At 60.0% G+C, this 16,973-nt stretch carries 17 protein-coding genes; 7 read left to right on the forward strand and 10 right to left on the reverse strand.

Annotation, left to right across the window (positions count from 1 at the left end):
- Positions 1–267: 267 nt before the first annotated feature.
- Complete coding sequence (locus tag NDN01_RS17995; protein WP_272623113.1) at positions 268–843, reverse strand: PRC-barrel domain containing protein; 576 nt, start codon at positions 841–843, stop codon at positions 268–270.
- Between the two features lie 131 nt (positions 844–974).
- Between NDN01_RS17995 and NDN01_RS18000 the strand changes: the two genes are divergently transcribed.
- Positions 975–2,336, forward strand: coding sequence for a carbohydrate porin (locus NDN01_RS18000; RefSeq protein WP_272623114.1), 1,362 nt, complete (start codon positions 975–977; stop codon positions 2,334–2,336).
- A 22-nt stretch (positions 2,337–2,358) separates the two neighbouring features.
- Here the strand turns inward: NDN01_RS18000 and NDN01_RS18005 are convergent, their stop codons facing one another.
- The gene (locus tag NDN01_RS18005) at positions 2,359–3,327 is read right to left on the reverse strand and encodes a zinc-binding dehydrogenase (RefSeq protein ID WP_272623115.1); all 969 of its coding nucleotides are present in this window, start codon (positions 3,325–3,327) and stop codon (positions 2,359–2,361) included.
- Positions 3,328–3,535: 208 nt separating this feature from the next.
- Between NDN01_RS18005 and NDN01_RS26000 the strand changes: the two genes are divergently transcribed.
- Genes NDN01_RS26000 through NDN01_RS18020 form a run of 3 tightly spaced genes read left to right on the forward strand, consistent with a single transcriptional unit; the run spans position 3,536 to position 5,021 of the window.
- Positions 3,536–3,718 (forward strand): hypothetical protein, encoded by a 183-nt coding sequence (locus tag NDN01_RS26000; RefSeq protein WP_443025255.1) that lies wholly within the window; start codon positions 3,536–3,538, stop codon positions 3,716–3,718.
- A complete protein-coding gene (gene xth, locus NDN01_RS18015) occupies positions 3,715–4,542 on the forward strand; it encodes an exodeoxyribonuclease III (protein ID WP_272623117.1) in 828 nt (275 codons plus the stop codon). The genes NDN01_RS26000 and xth overlap by 4 nt, the downstream gene beginning before the upstream one ends.
- Positions 4,539–5,021 carry a cupin domain-containing protein gene (locus tag NDN01_RS18020; protein ID WP_272623118.1) on the forward strand — a complete coding sequence of 161 codons (483 nt, stop codon included), beginning with the start codon at positions 4,539–4,541 and terminating at the stop codon, positions 5,019–5,021. The genes xth and NDN01_RS18020 overlap by 4 nt, the downstream gene beginning before the upstream one ends.
- 48 nt (positions 5,022–5,069) lie before the next feature.
- On the opposite strand, the gene NDN01_RS18025 is transcribed toward NDN01_RS18020, so the two are convergent.
- The 3 genes from NDN01_RS18025 to NDN01_RS18035 form a co-directional block, all read right to left on the reverse strand.
- Complete coding sequence (locus NDN01_RS18025) at positions 5,070–5,333, reverse strand: DksA/TraR family C4-type zinc finger protein (protein ID WP_272628293.1); 264 nt, start codon at positions 5,331–5,333, stop codon at positions 5,070–5,072.
- Positions 5,334–5,472: 139 nt separating this feature from the next.
- The gene (locus NDN01_RS18030) at positions 5,473–5,754 is read right to left on the reverse strand and encodes a hypothetical protein (RefSeq protein ID WP_272623119.1); all 282 of its coding nucleotides are present in this window, start codon (positions 5,752–5,754) and stop codon (positions 5,473–5,475) included.
- A 55-nt stretch (positions 5,755–5,809) separates the two neighbouring features.
- Positions 5,810–5,992, reverse strand: a complete 183-nt coding sequence (locus tag NDN01_RS18035) for a DUF3008 family protein (RefSeq protein ID WP_272623120.1) — start codon at positions 5,990–5,992, stop codon at positions 5,810–5,812.
- Between the two features lie 369 nt (positions 5,993–6,361).
- Between NDN01_RS18035 and NDN01_RS18040 the strand changes: the two genes are divergently transcribed.
- Positions 6,362–7,957, forward strand: a complete 1,596-nt coding sequence (locus NDN01_RS18040; RefSeq protein ID WP_272623121.1) for an ArnT family glycosyltransferase — start codon at positions 6,362–6,364, stop codon at positions 7,955–7,957.
- 121 nt (positions 7,958–8,078) lie between these two features.
- Entirely contained in the window at positions 8,079–9,044 is a 966-nt protein-coding gene (locus NDN01_RS18045; RefSeq protein ID WP_272623122.1) for a DUF1028 domain-containing protein, read from the forward strand.
- Positions 9,045–9,315: 271 nt separating this feature from the next.
- On the opposite strand, the gene NDN01_RS18050 is transcribed toward NDN01_RS18045, so the two are convergent.
- The 5 genes from NDN01_RS18050 to NDN01_RS18070 form a co-directional block, all read right to left on the reverse strand.
- Entirely contained in the window at positions 9,316–9,606 is a 291-nt protein-coding gene (locus NDN01_RS18050) for a hypothetical protein (RefSeq protein ID WP_272623123.1), read from the reverse strand.
- A gap of 1,147 nt (positions 9,607–10,753) precedes the next feature.
- Positions 10,754–11,467: a hypothetical protein gene (locus tag NDN01_RS18055; protein ID WP_443025137.1), complete on the reverse strand. Its 714-nt coding sequence runs from the start codon at positions 11,465–11,467 to the stop codon at positions 10,754–10,756.
- A 71-nt stretch (positions 11,468–11,538) separates the two neighbouring features.
- Entirely contained in the window at positions 11,539–11,760 is a 222-nt protein-coding gene (locus tag NDN01_RS18060; RefSeq protein ID WP_272623125.1) for a hypothetical protein, read from the reverse strand.
- 13 nt (positions 11,761–11,773) lie between these two features.
- Positions 11,774–15,949, reverse strand: coding sequence for an RHS repeat-associated core domain-containing protein (locus NDN01_RS18065; RefSeq protein WP_272623126.1), 4,176 nt, complete (start codon positions 15,947–15,949; stop codon positions 11,774–11,776).
- Positions 15,950–16,038: 89 nt separating this feature from the next.
- Positions 16,039–16,260, reverse strand: coding sequence for a hypothetical protein (locus NDN01_RS18070; protein ID WP_272623127.1), 222 nt, complete (start codon positions 16,258–16,260; stop codon positions 16,039–16,041).
- 389 nt (positions 16,261–16,649) lie between these two features.
- On the opposite strand from NDN01_RS18070, the gene NDN01_RS25900 reads away from it, so the two are divergent.
- On the forward strand, positions 16,650–16,970 hold the full coding sequence (locus NDN01_RS25900) for a TrbC/VirB2 family protein (protein ID WP_443025256.1): 321 nt from the start codon (positions 16,650–16,652) through the stop codon (positions 16,968–16,970).
- Positions 16,971–16,973 lie beyond the last annotated feature (3 nt).

Consider the following 16,973-nt stretch of genomic DNA (forward strand, 5'->3'; position numbering starts at 1 on the left):
CACTCATGGGGACGCGACCGCGTGTTTCATCTGATCATAAACCGCGCCGTCGCGCATCCAACGATCGACTATCGACTATCGACTATCGACTATCGACTATCGACTATCGACTATCGACTATCGACTATCGACTATCGACTATCGACTATCGACTATCGACTATCGACTATCGACTATCGACTATCGACGCATCATAATTCATTATTTCAATTAAATAGATGAGTTTCGTTTTTGCTTATATTACATCACGGAAATCCATGTCGTTATTTAGCATGGCGCCGTCGCCGGCCAATCACCAGGGTCGATATCGTCAAGGTCGGCGAGCTTACGCTCGCCCCCATCGAGGCAAAGCGCGCCGTCCGATACCCGAAGCCACGCCCACGGCAGTGCGACATGCCGACCGCCCCTGTCCGTCGCGTTACTGATGCGCGCGACGATATAGGCGAGTTTTCCGCTGCCTGCCTCGGCCATCGCGCCCATGCTGCGTGCGAGCGCGATCCCGTTGCGGTCGTTGATTTCCGCGCCGTTCAGCAAGGTGATCGGAAAGAGCGTCGGTGTTTCGCGTACGGCGCTCGCCTGAAGAGCGCGGGCCGCCCCGTCGTCGAGCGTCGCTTGGCGCCCGAGCCAGCGCCAGATACCGATGATATCGACCAGTCCAAGAAAAACGTTGCTCCACAGAAGATTGGACTGACCGGTGGCAAGCGCGACGGTAACCCAGGCGATCGCGCCGAACAGGAAGACCACGAACCCCCAGCCGGTAACGCGGGACCCAAGGTTGGCCGCAGTCATCATGGCCGCCATCATCGTCGCGATCGGGGCGACCCATCCAGCGATATCCGTCATGTGATTCTCCTCTTCGCCGAAAACGAGCGGAGGTGAAATTGGGCGCATCTTCCGCTAATTTCTCCGGCGAAAAGAGCAGACACGGCTGGTGACGAACAATCGATCTTTGTTGAGAGGGTTACAATATAGAAATGAAATATGGTTCCGGTGCCAGATCACTGGAACATACCGCTCGGTTGCCCCGTTCCAAGTCCAGAAAAACAAATCGACAGGGACTGGGTGTGGACCGACAGGGTGTCAGCCTATTAAAGATCTTTGCGATCTTCTGCGCCCTGCCCGTCGCGTTTCCCGATACGCCGGCGACAGCGCAGGTCATCACTGATCCCACCAAACCGCAGCCGCCAGCCGCACCCCCTCCTCCCAAGCCCGCTTCGGGACCTCCCTCGCCCTTCACCTTTACCGCAGCCTATACCGCCGATCTGGTCGATACCGTTTCCGGCGGCAAAAATCCGGGGCCGGGCTATATTCATCTCATCAAGCTCTCGGCCGCTTATGACGGCAACCTTGCCGGCCATGGCGGATTAAGCGGCCTTGTCAGCGTGGTGAATCTCAACGGTTCGACCTTCACGACCTCGAAGGTCGGCGGCGTGCAAAGCATATCCGCCTCCGAAGCACAGCCCGCCGCCACGCGACTCTACGAAGCGTGGCTGCAACAGGAAATCCTGCAAGGACGCGGTGGGGTGAAAGCGGGGTTTGTCGACATCAATACCACCTTTGATGTTCAGGAGACCGCGGCGCTCTTCCTCAATGCCTCGCACGGCATCGGACCCGATCTCAGCGACACCGGCCGGAATGGGCCTTCCGATTATCCGACACCCGCCCTGGCGATGACGGCATTTTACCGGCCCGCCGATGGCTGGACAGTGCAATTGGGTATCTTCGACGGTGTCGCCGGCGCTCCCGACCATAAAGCCGCCTTTCTCGCCGTGAAGCTGGAGGGGGCATTGATCGTCGGCCAGGTCGAAAAACGCTTTGGCGACGCGGCACGCGTCGAAGTAGGGGCGTGGACCTACACCGCGTCATTCCCGGCGCTTGACCAGGGACCGGCCGGGACTGCCCCACGCGCTCTGCACGGGAACAGCGGCCTTTATGGCCTTGTCGAGGGGCGGTTATTGAACGCGCCGGGTGATCGCGAAGGGGGACTGAGCGGCTGGGTTCGTATCGGCATTGCCAACGGCGCCATCAATGAGATCGACCGGTATCTGGGAGCTGGCCTCGTCTATACTGGCCTGATCAAGGGACGTGACAAGGACGAAGTCGGCATTGCCATCGCCAGGGCGGGTTTCGGATCTCCGGCACGGTCCGCCGAAGCGCGGCTCGGCAACGATCTTGGCAGCACTGAAACCGATCTGGAGCTGACCTATCGCTATGCTTTCAAGGACTGGCTCAACATACAGCCGGATATTCAATACGTCATCGATCCCCACGCGGACCGGCATCTACCCAACGCACTGGTCTTCGGTTTGCGCTTCGCATTTACCTATTCGAAATAGCCGGACAGGGTGGGATTGGTCTCTATTGCGGTCGGGCAAGAGGGGAAGGAGCGGCAATCACGGCCTTTACGGGGGAATTGATCGGACAAGCCTTGCCGCGGTCGAAACAGGCGCGCACCGCTTCCCCGTCCGCCATGGTCCAGGCAACGCGCGCTACATACCGGGTACAGGCCTGGTCGGCACTCCGGTAGATCGCGCCGACGGAAGCATGCGCCGTTTGCAGCCGATCTCCACCGACCCCGATATGCTCCAGGCGCACGCCGGAAGGCGATAGCAATGTCGTCCTTACCCTTCGGCATACACGACCAGCAAGTTCCATCCCGTTTTCGACCTTGTAGGCCACAGGTGCGCCAAGGCTGAAATACGGATTGCCCGAAGCCTGTGTCTGAATATCCACGGTCGACCCCGAGCTTGCGCAACCCGCAAGGCATAGGGCGCCGCCAAGATAGGCACTCATCGCCCGACCTGTGATCATCGCTCGCCTCACGACATCACCTCCATATGCTGCGTTCAAAACTTCACCCCATGTTTCAAGAGGTTCTTGCTTTGCAAATGCGCCGCAGCTCCTGAGCATCTGCCCGGTCAGATCGCAAAACGCTTGGTGCTTCCTTAAGGCTCCTTCTCTCTTTGCGAATTTCCATTCGTTCCTAGGGGTCAGCAGCAGTTTTCCGGACGAAGCACGGCTCTCGATCGCCGCATGCGCCACGCCGGCGTCGGCAAGCCCAAATTCCCGCGCTGGGGCGAGCGCCAGCTTGCCTGTCCGCGCCCAATCAAACAGCCGCGCCGTTCGCTCTCGGAGTAACGTCGGCGTGGAAATGTGGTCGGAGAAAACCGCGTAGCCAAGCTTGATGCTCTTCGGCAGCGACATGATGTCGATCGTGCTTTGCGCGCCGAGAACGGGACCGTACCAGCAAAAGGTGCCCGACCGCCGCAGCGAAGCCATCGACCCTGCGAACGTTGCCGGCCCGCTGCCGTCAAAGACGACATCCACTCCCGCGCCGCCGGACGGGCGGATCGCCGCATCGGCAAAATCACCTTCGGCGTCGACAATGACGTCAACGCTCGATGTCCGGCTAGGCGGTCAAGATGGAGGCCGAGCCGAAGTACGTAATGTCATCGACGCGTCGGCCTTTCCGCCGACCAACGGCCACCGCATCTTCGTCGACTACCTGCGCAATCAGCGCGGCGCGACCGCCGTCATGCCTTACAACGCGCGCCCGTTCCGGCGCGCTGGTCGCCGCACGATCAGCTGGAAGGAAATGGAGACGATCGACACGCCAGCGCATTGGCATGTCGGCGATGCCGCGGAACTGGTGAAGCACGCTGGATCGAAGACACTTGTCAGGTGGGGCCGTACCGACCAAGTGCTTCCGGAGCTATGAAGATCGCCACCTACAATGTGAACGGCGTCAATGGCCGCCTGCCGGTTTTGCTGCGCTGGCTCGAAGAGGAAGAGCCCGACATCGTCTGCCTGCAAGAGCTGAAAGCGCCGCAGTACAAGTTCCCCGAGGCGGCGATCCGTGATCTTGGCTATGACGCGATCTGGCACGGCCAGAAAAGCTGGAATGGCGTCGCGATTCTCAGCCGCGTGGGCGAGATTCACGAGACGCGCCGTGGACTTCCCGGCGATCCCGAAGACAGCCATCACCGATATATCGAGGCCGCGATCAACGGCATCCTGATCGGCGGACTCTATCTGCCGAACGGTAATCCGAAGCCCGGTCCCAAGTTCGACTATAAGCTCAAATGGTTCGACCGCCTGATCGAGCATGCGGCGTGCCTGCTCGAAACAGGGCTACCGGTCATGCTCGCGGGCGACTTCAACGTCATGCCGACCGATCTCGATGTCTATAAACCGGAGCGCTGGCTCGACGACGCGCTGTTCGCTCCCGAAGTGCGGGCGTCTTATTTTCGCCTTCTCGATCAGGGCTGGACCGATGCGTTGCGAACTATCCATCCGGGCGAAGTGATCTACACTTTCTTTGACTATTTCCGGAACGCCTATGCCCGCAATGCCGGCCTGCGGATTGATCACCTGTTGCTCAGTCCGGTCCTCGCCGATCGGCTCGTCGATGCCCAGGTCGATCGCCATGTTCGCGGCTGGGAGAAGACCAGCGATCATGCGCCGGTATGGATAGAGTTGGGCGACAAGCCGAAGCGTCAGCGCAAGCCGGCAGCCGCTATCGGGATGGAGGCACAACTATGAAGGTCGAGCGCTTCGTGTTGTCCGAGCATGACTGGGTGCCCAACAACCCCAAGTTGCCGGTGTTGCTCTATCGCTGTGCCGTCAAGGTCGGAAACTGCGACGAAACCGCCAAGGCGTTCGAGACGAAGTTCGAGGCCAATGGCTGGCCTCCGCAATGGCGCGACGGCATCTACGATTTTCATCACTACCATTCGACCGCACATGAGGCGCTCGGCGTCGCGGCGGGTTCAGCGACGCTGACGATCGGCGGGCCGGGTGGACGCGAAATCGATGTCGCCGCAGGCGACGCCCTGATCCTGCCGACCGGCACGGGCCATTGCAGCATCAAGGCCAGCGAGGATTTCCTTGTCGTCGGGGCCTATCCGCAGGGCCAGGATTGGGACATTTGCCGCAAGGCGCCGAGCGGAGAGGCACGCGAGAGGATGGCGGCCCTCCCAATTCCCGGCGCCGATCCGATCGAGGGCCAGCAGGAACGCTGACGGAGCAATGGAAATAGCGGCCGGACATAGCGCGCCTCGCGTCGACGTCTAGCGCAGCTGGCTATCCTTGCTGGCGCGCCGATTGATTCCGACGCTGCGAACGGATGCATCGCGTTTCGACTGGCAGGCAACACAGGTTCGCGTGCCCGGTAGAGCGGCCCGGCGCGCCGCCGGAATATCCTCGCCGCAATCGTCGCATTCATCGCTGCCGTCACCAGCAGGCATCGTGACCCGCGCGCGCATCACCGCATCCATGACGGTGTCGTCGACCTGATCCTGGACGGCGCCGTCGCGCGCCCAACCATTGGCCATCCTGTCCTCCGCTTCGCTCCATTGTTTCAACGGTTTAGATAAGAACTGATGGCCGGATTCAAAGATAGGGACTGTCTCTGATGGTTCGTCAGCTTTCTTTTCCGAGCGCCTCTCGAAAGCGGTCCCCCAAGCATCGCGATCAGGAATCACCGGTCTTCGCGAACCATTCCGCGTAAGGACTGTTGCGCGCCATGTGCCGGTTGAAGTCGGACTTACCGTCGCCCCACCAAACCGGGCCGCGTTCGCCGAGTTCGTGCTTTGCCAGATCCACAGCGGCGTGCGCCGCCGCCTCGGCTGATTGATCGCCTTTTCGCTTGGCCGCGCCGACTGCGCGACGCGCGTCCATCAAATCCTTGACGAGCCGATCGCGGACCACCGGATCGAGTGCCGGATTCGACCGGCGCCACAGGCGGCCCCGCACTACGAAGTAGCGACCATCCGGTGTAGTCGGATAGGTTTTGTCAGTCCTCGGACGCTCAGCTCTTTTTATTGGGAAGGCCTTTGCGCTTGGTGCTGGCGAAGTCTTCTAGCTGATCTTCCGACATGGACCTTTCCATCTGTTTGGAAGCGCCCTTCAGCTTGGACTTGGGCTCTTCGCCCCGCTTGGCGGCGAGCGCGGCGCCCGCGGCTTTCTGCTGTGCTTTGGAGGTGGCTGGCATGATCGGTCTCCTTCGCCTGGCATAACGCGCGAACGATCATCGCGTTCGAGAGACAGCGCGTTCTTTATCGGAAAAGGTGCGAAAGGTGACCGAACGACGCGGGGATGCGATCGGCGCGATACTATGTTCCCAGCCGTGCCGCACCTCGCCCGCGAGATGATAGATCGAGCGCGGCATAAGAGGCACGGTGTACCGCTCGAAACCCGTCGCTGTCCGCGGCCGCAATAATCCCGCCATCAGTCAATGCTCTTTGGAGCAAGGGAGCCAACGCTTCGCAAGGAGCATCGGCCCTGTGCCATCAGGCATGGCCACTTGTCGGGAGATATTGCGATTAGGAATTTTTCAAGCGCCGGCTCCTAGGACAGCCCTATGCTCTACGGGGGTCATGTTCGGCGAACTTTCGCACTGGGGCTGCTACTGGGGCTTACCGCCCTGGCGCTTGCCGGAATGACTGGCGGATTGTCGCGCAGCTTCCTCGATCCCGATGAATCCGCGCACTATGTCAACACGCTCTTCATCGCCGATTGGCTGCGCGCCGGCTTGCCAGCGCCGATGACCTTCGCGCGGGACTTTTACGCGCACTTTCCCAAGCTTTCGATCGGTCATTGGCCGCCGGGCTGGTATGCGCTGCTCGCACCGTCATTCGCGATCATGCGGCCCTCACCATTCGGCGCCGCAATGATAAGCGCGTTCATTGCCGGTCTGCCGGCCGTTCTGACTGGCTGGGGACTGTTCCGGTCGGGCGCACCGCGCCTCGCCATCGCCGCGGCTTTCGTCGTGCTGTTACTGCCGCTGACGGTGGAAAGCGCGCGCTATTTCCTGCTTGATCAGCCGGTGGCGCTTGTCGTCGGCATTGCCGCGATCGCCTGGCTCGCCGCTGCTGAACATCCCTCCTGGAGGCGCTACGCGCTGTTCGGCGCGCTCGCGGTCTTCGCCACCCTGGTCAAGGGCAATGGCACGCTGGTCGTGCTCATCCCCGCGATCGAGATCGGCCTGTCGCGACGATGGAGGCTGCTTGCGGACAAGCGGCTCTGGACCGTTGGGGCGATCACCTTTCTCCTGATCCTGCCCTGGTATCTGATCTCCTTCCGTATCTCGGCCGGCGGCTTCAACTACCAGCCGGGATTCGTCTATGCATGGGCCTCGCTTGCGACCAATTGCACGGCGGTCAGGGACAATATCGGCTGGGTAGGGTTGCTCCTCGCGTCGCTCGGGGCGATCCATGATTGGCGGGATCCCCGTTCGGGACCGGTCGTTAGAATCGCTCTTGCTACGATCCTGGCGACGCTGATCTTCCAGGCCGGCGTCCCGGTCGCACTGGCAGATCGCTATATTTTGCCGTTGTTGCCATGGTGCGTCCTCCTGGCGGCGCTGGGTGTCCGAGCGCTGTGGAACGTTCATGGCCTGGGACGTCTTGCCGCGGCAGCAAGCGTTGCCGTTGCTTTCATCGTGCCGATCACGACCTTGATGCATGCGACCGTCAAGCCTGATCTAGGGGCTCCGGCGATTGCGCAAGCAATGGTCAATAGGCCGGGCGTCTGGCTGGTCGACGGCCGCGCGGGCGGTGAGGGCGCGGTGATCGCCGCCGCTGCCTATGCCGATGGCGGTCGACGCCGCATCTGGGTTGCGCGCGCCTCGCAATGGCTGTCTACCAGTGACTTCATGGGGCGCGGGTACGCGCTGACCGCACGCTCGCCGCGCGAAGCGAGCGCCATACTGGACCGGCTCGGTGTGCGCGGTGTCGTTCTTGTCGGCGAACGGAGCAAGCTCGCCTACCCGCACAGCACTGTTCTCCAGCAAGCCCTTCGTCGATCGGCGTTTCATGGAAACACACGCCCATTCGCCGCCGGTCGTGGTGCTACCCTCGTCGCCGCGCGGGACGCGCCGGTGGTTGCACGCCCAGATCTGCTCGCTGCCGGTAGCGGCTCGCATAATTTTTCGATGATGACCGCCGGGACGCGATAAAAAAATCGACACGGCTTTTTTTGACAGATTTCGGCAGAGCATTGTTGATGGATGAATTTTAGGTAAACTCTCTGCTGGTGAGGCGCCTGTAAAGCGAGACAACACAAAAGAGGCGGTTAAAGTGATCAAAGTGGTTTTAGTCGCGATCGTAGCCGGATTTGCTTTGCTTGCGTCCCCACCAGCTTCGGCGACCTTTTCAATCGTGGCCTGCGACTCCAAGAATTGCGGCGCGGCGGTTGCCACCAACAATCTCGCGGTGGGTGCCACGGTCATCTACGCCAAGGCCGGCGTCGGAGCGGTGGCGTCGCAATTCGAAACCAATCCCTCCTACGGGCTCAAAGGCCTGGCTCTGCTTGAAGCCGGGCGCGGCGCCGAGGCCGCGCTTAGTGAACTCCTACGAACCGACGACGGTTTCGAAGGACAGGATATCTCGTTCCGGCAGGTCGGCATCGTTGGCATAGTGGGCAAGGGCGCGGCTTATACCGGCGAGGTCGCTGCTGGTTCGCCCTGGGCAGGCATGCTGACCGGCCCAGGCTATAGTATTCAGGGCAACGGTCTCGCTGGTCATATGGTTCTGGAGGCAATGCGTGAGCGTTTCCTGAAGACCCGGGGTACGCTCGCAGATCGCCTGATGGCGGCACTCGAAGCAGGTCAGGCGGCAGGAGGCCAGACGACGGGCAGACTCTCTGCTGCGTTGTTGGTCCGCACTTCCGAGGGCGGCTTTCAGGACATCGATCTTCGCGTCGATGCCGCTGATCAGCCGATTCCCGCGCTGCATCGCTTGCTTGGAATGCATGAAGCGAATGATGAAATGGTACGCGCAGAACGCGCGCTCCATAGCGGCCACATCGACGCGGCGAAGGCCAGCCTCGCGGATGCCGTCAGGCTTGGAGCGGGATGGGATCGCATCTGGCGCCGCGCCGCCCGGCTCGAAATGTCCATGGGCGACAAGGGCGCCGCGCTTCAGGCACTGGCTGCGTTCGCGAGCATCAACCCAGTGTGGGCACGAAGCGAGCTGGATGATCCGGTTTACGCAAGCTTGTGGCAAAATGCGGACGCCGTCGAATGGCGGCAAGGTTTACGGTAATGCCATGGACGAGACATCATAGGACATTGAATGTTGCGCCTGCCCCCCCAAAAGGCCGATCCAGCAAGAGATTCTGCAACGCCGATTGAGCTGCTGCCTCGTTCGCTTGAATAACAACCTTGGGCGCGATTGTCTCTGCGGCGATTAACTCGCTTTGCGAAATGCAATCCCTTCTGCGACATCGCCAATTGAAGGGCCTTTTGTGCCCCACAATGAGATGCGAACGGAGTAAGCGTGGTCTGAAACCGCCGTTCTCAACCAGCCCCGATGGCTAGCAGTCGTTTGCGGCGTGCTGGGCGAACGGCGGGCTGTTGCCGACGACGACTCCTTGTATGGCGTAGAACTCGCGTGGGATGCTGTTAGCTATGCGATACAGCGCCTCATCCTTCTCGTTGCCAAACCAGAACGAGATGTCGCCATCATCCCGGTGTTCGACGTAGATCGGCGTAAAGCCGCGTTCCTCGAATAGGCGAGCGGCTTCGCCCGCGCACCCTGCCTTGACTCTAATCCTCGCGCCTACGCGCTTCTTCGAGGGAGGCTTACCATCGTGCGGTGCTACCATCGTGCAAATCTGAACGGAAAGGAGCCCGACCACAACTGGTCGAATAGGCAATGTGCAACTCGCCCAAGACCGGGCGTCAGAATGCTGGGCTATCCAGAGGCTTCAGCTTCAGCCTTGCACGCTCTTGCGCGACGATTCCGTTCACTTTGCTCATGAATGCGTCGGGATCGGTCAAGAACGGCAACAGAGGAGCGGCGCGCCCAATGACCCGGTCATCAGATAGGCCGTACAAAAAACAGCCCGCTTCTTCGAACCTGACGACTAGCATTACAGTTGCGTCTTTGAGAGGATATGTGCGCGCTGAGCGGCAGCTTGGTGGGCTCGCCGCCAGCATGACCATGCGATGATGTGGGCGGGACGTATTCGTCTTTGAGCGAGCCTGTTGGCGATGCGGCGTATTTCCTGGAGCGACCAGCGGATCAGAGGCGGGTTATCGTCGTCGGCATGCTTTTTGGGGGCGATGCCTGGTTTGCGCGGTGTCGGATCGCCGCCATCATGGCGAAGGCGAGCATGACCAAAGACCCAACCAGACCGTATGTCGGCACGTCCAGATACTGCGGCGGCCGCGAGGCAGATCCGACCTGATCATGAACGCGCTCCCTCCCAGGACAAGCGTCATGAGCAACGAGGGGACGCCCAACAGCCACCCGAAATCTGGAAGCCGCGGGTGACGATCCGCCGATGGTTCAAAGGCGGACGAGGGGTAAGCCGGCTAGACAATCTCCGCGTCTTTTGTGGCAATGGTATCAGCAAGGGACATGCGAAAGCGTCCGCACGTTGCCACCATCATCCGGTATCAGAAGAGCAGAAGGCCTTGATGGGTTGTCAAACCTGTAAAAGAAGCCCGTAGTTGCATTGCCGACACGGAGATTGTTGCCACTTGCATCGTACCGCAAGTCGTTGACCGTATTTATTGCCGCATCGGTTTTTAGATAGAAGAAGCGCACGATTGACGTGTTCTGACGTGTAGCTACGACAGTTGCTCGGCTTCGGGTTAGAATGAGCCTGTTTGGACCCGAGCCATAGCATCCAACGAACGCTGATGGATCACCTAGATCGGGACCGTTCCTAGCCGAGTTCCAGATACGAGGTAGAAATACCAACCCCGCGATGAGCAGGACTAGAACGCCTAGAATGCCGGCCCGGCTCATTCTCCTCGCACCTTACAGTCATAAAGGCGAGTCCCCGAAGCAGTGAGGGAGAGGCCTACCTTGAGCGTTCCGAGACCCAGTCCGGCGCTCTTCCCAGCAGGAGTTATACCTCCCTTACCGAGCGATCCGTTTGCAGAGAATGTCGCAATTCCCGCACTAGCGTTGAAGGAGGCCCCGCCTTGATTCAATAGCGCCAGGCTCGATGCTGTTCCCACAACTTCCGCTGTCCCGATATCTGCCCCTCCGCCAGCGCCAACAGAAAAGAAACTCCCGGTTGTTCCGGTTCGCAGGTTGATGAAACTCCCTCGCGATCCGGTAATTCCGCCTAGGACAACCAACGATCCTGTGGTGGCCTCGAAGGCAATGTCCCCATCTTGAGTCAGGGCCAATTTACAGTTGGGATCGTCATTCGGCTTTTGCGACGCTCTCGCACCCACACCGCCTCCTGCTAAAGCTGCGCCCCCTCCAACTCCGCCGTGCCCTAGGGTCCCATTCAGAATGACGGAACGTCCGCTGCCATCACTGAAATTTCCGCCGTTACCATCCGGCGTTACCGCCGGCTGCATGACGACCTCGCATCCAATTTCAGCTTTGTTGCCTTTGCGAGGGCAGGTCTGCAATCCGAGCGGATCGACGCTATTCATCGGGTCGCTGCCAACATAATTGTACCAATTGACGCCGTCGGCATATCCCATCGGATCGGTCTGCATGAATCGGCCAAGCGTGGGCGAGTACATCAGCAGGAGCTACGACACAACTTCGGTAGGCTACTGCCCCTTGATTATCGGATCGCGCTCAATATCTTTCCGGCCAATGACACATCGAACGCGAAAATAAAAAAGACAATATCGAGCAATATCGCAAACGAAAGCACCACCCAGAAAAGTGCCGGGCCGTCCTCACGTCGAATCCCGTTCCCGTCAGGTGTCAGACTGCCGATAACAGCGGCTCGCAGAATAACGACGGCCCCGAACAATCCTACAAATAGCAACTGGTAGTTCATGATGCCTAAAATCCTACTTGTTCGTGCATCCGAATATCTCGGTATCTGTATACGTCGCCACCACACCAACCGAAGGAAGCGACGCAGAACCTAGATCAATGGACAGACCGGAACCCGTCCCAGAATCATTCGATGAACTCGCATACCCTAAGCCAATACTCAAATTCAAAAGCGGTATGGGCGCTGAGAAGCCCGCCGAAATGCCGTCAGACATACCAGTGAAAGCCGATATACTCGAATATAGTTGCGGGCTGAATGTGCCCCCCACAGCCAAACCTGCACCGAAGCCCAAGAACCTATAGTAGCCGTGCGCACCAGTGCTCAGATTCTTCCAGGTGCCCACCCCGCCCAGTAGGCCGATTGCTCCGACAGCCGTCAGGCCAACGCTGCTCGCCTTGATCTTTCCAGCCTGCTTCATCGCATCGGCGCATGAGAACGGCTTCGGCTTTTGCGACGCTCTCGCACCCACACCGCCTCCTGCTAAAGCTGCGCCCCCTCCAACTCCGCCGTGCCCTAGGGTCCCATTCAGAATGACGGAACGTCCGCTGCCATCACCGAAATTTCCGCCGTTACCATCCGGCGTTACCGCCGGCTGCACAACCACCTCGCATCCAATTGCAGCCCTATTGCCTTTGTGGGGGCAAGTCTGCAACCCGAGCGGATCGACGCTGTTGATCGGGTCGCTGCCAACATAATTGTACCAATTGACGCCGTCGGCATATCCGATCGGATCAGTCTGCATGAACCGGCCAAGCGTGGGCGAGTACATTCGCGCCTTGGAATATTGGAACCCCAGCTCCGATAGCCAGATTTGCCCGGCATACTGGAACCGCCCTGCGTTGCCGCTGCCCGGGATGCCATATTCGTCATATGTGTTCACGGCGACTGCGTTACCGGCATCGTCGCTGACCCTGACGATCGAACCGCGCTCGTCAGCGTCGAGCCAGGTGCGGCTTCCGGTACCGGCGCCGCTATAGGCCACGAGCGGCTCATCCACGCCAGCGCCGTGCACGTAACGTTTCGCGATCACGCCGCCCTGGTGCTCGGCCACAAGCGCGCTGCCGTCCCAATCCCAGGTCAGTCCCGACTGCGTCACCTGGTCGATCCGGCCCGCCGGATCATAATAGATATAATTGCCGTTCGCGCCGGAGAGCTGGTTCTTGCTGTTATAGAGATAGGTAGATGCACCGCCTGTTATGAGATTGCCGCGACCATCATAGGTCGGCGCCACACTTCCCGAGGCGGTGTATTGGTTGAGGCCATTGGCGCTATACGGGCGATCGATATTCGTCGCCCCCGTCCAGGCGAATCCATCGTTTGTCGCCGTTCGCGATGTGATCTGGCTTGCCGCATTGAAACCGAAGGTCATTGCATTCGGTTGCGTGCCGCCATTGAGGTTCAATGCGGTCAGTCGCGAGACGTTGTCATAGCCATAGCTCGTCGACGTACCGTTGCCGAGTGCCCGCGAGACGCGTTGCCCGAGATTGTCGTAGCCATAGCTTGCGAGCAGAAACCCGCCATTTTCACGGATCGCGGTCATGTTGCCAATTGTATCATATTCATAAGTCACGAAGAACCCGTCCCCCCAGGTCAACCGGGTTCGCCGGCCGGCCACATCATACTGGCTCGCCAGGGTCGCCCAGGCGCCGACCTCGCTCGTCGCGCGCCCTAGCGCGTCGTAGCCGTAGCCCGTCTTGTGCCCGTTGCCGTCCTGCGCCAGCAACAGATGGCCCAGGAGATCGTAGCTGTACGTGACATTCGAATCCGTAACGTCGACCGGATTATTGAAGGTCGTCGAGATCTGTCGATTGAGGGCATCGTAACCAAAGCCGATCGACTTGCCGTCCCGCAGGCGCCGGCTCAGCACATTGCCGTTGGGATCATAGCCTATTTGCTCATAGTCCGCAGGTCCACCGGCGCAGGCTGCGCTTGTCGTCACCTGGAAGCATGTCCGCGACAGCCGATCGAACCCGTCATAGGCATAGCTTGTGACGTTGCTGTTGGCATCGGTTACCGTCGCCTGCCTGCCGTTGTTGCTATAGGTGATCGTCGCGTCGTCCGACGCATCCGCGGTGCTGTAAGCCGTTGTGATTTTCGTCTGCCGGTCGGCATTGTCGTACGTATATTTGACGATGCGATCAGGACCTGCGCTACCGGCGGTCTGCAACGTGCAGGCGGATGCCGGTAGCGAGCCCCATGCCGCACTGTTCAACCGGACTGCGGTACAATCGAGCCGCTGGTGGTCATAGCTGTTCTGTGTCACCGCATAGGTTGTGCCACTCGCGCTCGTCGCCTGGCTGAGCAGGCGGTCGCCGCCATCATAGGTGGTGGCAATCTGCTGCACCGTCGAAAAGGCGCTCCACGCCGCGTCACTTGCATCGGTGACGGTGCCGATCTCGGCCAGGGTCACCCGCCCCCTGACATCGTAGGTATTGCGCCGCGCCTTGCGAACGAGCGGCCCGGCACCGTCTGGGTCGGGCGCTACGATACCCACCAGTTCGCGATCGGCGTCGTAGCGATAATAGATGGTGTCATCGCTTCCCGCGAGGGGGCCATCGGCGCTGGTGACATTGCCGATACTGTCATAGCCAAGTGTCGTGGTGGCGACGATCGACCCGTCGCCCGCCTGTTTCGTCACGGTCGCCGGCAAGCTGTTGGCATTGTAGCTGATGCTGGTCTTCAGCTCGTTCGCCGTGCCGGCGCAGCTCGCGCCGGCAAGGCAGGTCGAGGTGCCTCCAAGGACCTGCGCGCCATTGACCGTCGTATAGTTGTAGGTCGTGGTTGGCCGTGTGCCGCCGGTGCTTGCCGCCGGCGCCTGAACGGTGAGGACATTCCCGGTGGCGGGATCGTAGCTGTAATCCGTCTGATTGCCGTTGGCATCCTTCGTCCAGTTCGGACTGTTGCACTTGGCGACGCTTGAGCAGGTTCCGTCATAACCCGCCGTGCTCACCACATCGCTCAACCCCGATCCCGCCTTGGCCACCTGCCGCAGCTCGGTGACATTACCGCGGGCGTCATAGCTATATTGCGTGTAATTTCCTTCCGGCGCCGTCACCTTCTGCAGAAGGCCGTTCGTGCCGTAGCTGTATGTGGTCGTCTTGCCCTCGCCATTGGTCGCCGAGGTGGGCCGACCGACGGTCATATTGGATATGATTGTCCTGGTGTGCCCCAAAGGATCGGTGACCACCGCGGTGCGCACAGTCCCGACATCCGAGAAGGAATATGTCCATGTCCCAAGGTCGACGACGCTGGCCGAGGAAACGCGAGAATTTGCGTCATAGGCAATCGTGACATCGTCGCTGGTGCTGCCGGGCTTGCGTATTTTCGACAACGGCCCGCCATAGCCGGAAAATTGCCATTGCCTTCCAGCGGGGTCCACGACGACATAGTCGGTGGAGGCCGGATAAGTGACTGAGGGGCAGCTGCTTCCACAGCTGGTCTTGGTGTTGCTGTATTGCGCGCTCGTTTTGATGAACCATCCGGTCGACGGCGCAGCGCCCGTGATCGCGCTGCTCGAATAGGTAAAAGCGAGCTGATACCCCGCACTGCTGCTGATGCTCGTCAACCTGTAATAGGTTTTGCCGCCACAATTGAAGCCGGCGGTTCCGTTGGGGCAACGCGCCACCCTGTTCCAGACGTAAGTGTAGGTCAGGCCATTTGGTTTGACGATCTTGCTGGGCAGCAGGCACGTGCCCTGATCGCCGGCACAAGAGGCGAGATTCACCACATAACCGGTCTCGTCGATATTATAGCTGGTGTACGTCGTGACCGTTCCATCGGCAGCGGTATAGGTCAGGTTCGCGGGGCCACCACCAAGCGTCGAACCGGTCCCCTGCTGGTTCGTGAAGGTGCTGCCTGACTGGATGAACGCCTCCGAAAGATCGCCACGTTCGACATACCAGGTGGTGATGCCGCCAACCGTCTTGCTGAACGCCCCGCCGGTCCAGTTATCCGTCCATCCCGCTCCCGACGTCCAGGTCCTGGTGAAGGCAATGCCGCCGTTGGCCGGACCGATCGATCCTTCCGTGAAGCTGATGTTCGGCTGCCCCGTCGTCAGGTCGATGCCGAGGTCGTCGACATTGTTATAGCGTGGAGGGGGCGCCGCCTGGCTGGTCTGGGCGAACGCCGGGGCGGCAACACCGGTGCAGAGCGCCGTCGAGAGGGCAAATCGCATCAAATGGGCGCGCACGGGCGTACCTCCAGCGGCAACCGAATCCTTCATACCCACCTCTGTTGATTGAAATACCGACTATGGGGTGTGCGCCCGAGAGCGCCCCTTTACGGTGCGCCAGATACCTTGACGTTGGCGCGGTTATCCGCCTTGTCGTGCGTATAGTCGACGGTCACCCCGTTATTGACCGTGCCGCTATGGACGACCTTGGTCAGGCGTCCCTTGGCATCATAGGTGTAGGTGATCGTTTCCGTCGCGCGCGCCGCGGTCGCGCCGGCTACGGCTGACATCACGATCACAACAATCCATGCCGCCTTCAACTGCATCATGACCGCCCCTGAATGAGTCCCCTCAAATCTATAGAGCACAGTAAGAAAGAGTGTTCAACGAGCTACTCCACATTATAGAAAATAAATCACTTCATTCATATTATTATTCAAAATATGCTGAGAACATCACGTTTCCCAGCCTGTCCAATATTAACAGTTTGATGAAATTGCATTCAATATGGATATATTTGTCTCTAAACCGAGGGGTCGCCCGCTGTGATTGACGGCATCGTGACGTGTGGCTTCCTCTCAATTTCAAGGAGGTTCGCGCTCGCGATCTCGGGTTCATCCGGGAGAGAGTCCTGACGCGTTTTCACCAAGGTAGCATCGTGGAACACTTCTCAGCTTCTCTTGCCGATCCGACCGGAGCGAGCCCGCTGGTCGCCGCAGTGCAGTGGTTACAGGGCACCTTGCTCGGTACCGTTGCAATGACGGTCGCGGTGATGGCGATCGCGTGGATCGGTTTGATGATGTTATCCGGGCGAATACACTATCGACGCAGCGTGACCGTGATACTCGGCTGTTTCGTTATCTTCGGGGCTTCGAGCATCGTGGCCGGCGTGACTGCGACCGTGTCCGGATCGAGGGCGCCCCAAGCTGGAATCAGCCCCTCGATTCCCCAGCCGGAGACGCCGCGAAACACACCCGCCAATCCAGCGCCTCCAGCGCCCCGAAGTTATGATCCCTACGCAGGAGCATCCGTGCCGTAGCGC

Source organism: Sphingomonas sp. QA11 (genome assembly GCF_028473665.1).
In the GTDB taxonomy this organism is placed as follows: Bacteria; Pseudomonadota; Alphaproteobacteria; order Sphingomonadales; family Sphingomonadaceae; genus Sphingomonas; species Sphingomonas phytovorans.

Coding starts and splice junctions, on each gene's coding strand:
- NDN01_RS17995 (WP_272623113.1), bottom strand. CDS start 843: ATGACGGATATCGCTGGATGGGTCGCCCCGATCGCGACGATGATGGCG.
- NDN01_RS18000 (WP_272623114.1), top strand. CDS start 975: ATGAAATATGGTTCCGGTGCCAGATCACTGGAACATACCGCTCGGTTG.
- NDN01_RS26000 (WP_443025255.1), top strand. CDS start 3,536: ATGCCTTACAACGCGCGCCCGTTCCGGCGCGCTGGTCGCCGCACGATC.
- xth (WP_272623117.1), top strand. CDS start 3,715: ATGAAGATCGCCACCTACAATGTGAACGGCGTCAATGGCCGCCTGCCG.
- NDN01_RS18020 (WP_272623118.1), top strand. CDS start 4,539: ATGAAGGTCGAGCGCTTCGTGTTGTCCGAGCATGACTGGGTGCCCAAC.
- NDN01_RS18025 (WP_272628293.1), bottom strand. CDS start 5,333: ATGGCCAATGGTTGGGCGCGCGACGGCGCCGTCCAGGATCAGGTCGAC.
- NDN01_RS18035 (WP_272623120.1), bottom strand. CDS start 5,992: ATGCCAGCCACCTCCAAAGCACAGCAGAAAGCCGCGGGCGCCGCGCTC.
- NDN01_RS18040 (WP_272623121.1), top strand. CDS start 6,362: ATGCTCTACGGGGGTCATGTTCGGCGAACTTTCGCACTGGGGCTGCTA.
- NDN01_RS18050 (WP_272623123.1), bottom strand. CDS start 9,606: ATGGTAGCACCGCACGATGGTAAGCCTCCCTCGAAGAAGCGCGTAGGC.
- NDN01_RS18055 (WP_443025137.1), bottom strand. CDS start 11,467: ATGCAGACCGATCCGATGGGATATGCCGACGGCGTCAATTGGTACAAT.
- NDN01_RS18060 (WP_272623125.1), bottom strand. CDS start 11,760: ATGAACTACCAGTTGCTATTTGTAGGATTGTTCGGGGCCGTCGTTATT.
- NDN01_RS18070 (WP_272623127.1), bottom strand. CDS start 16,260: ATGATGCAGTTGAAGGCGGCATGGATTGTTGTGATCGTGATGTCAGCC.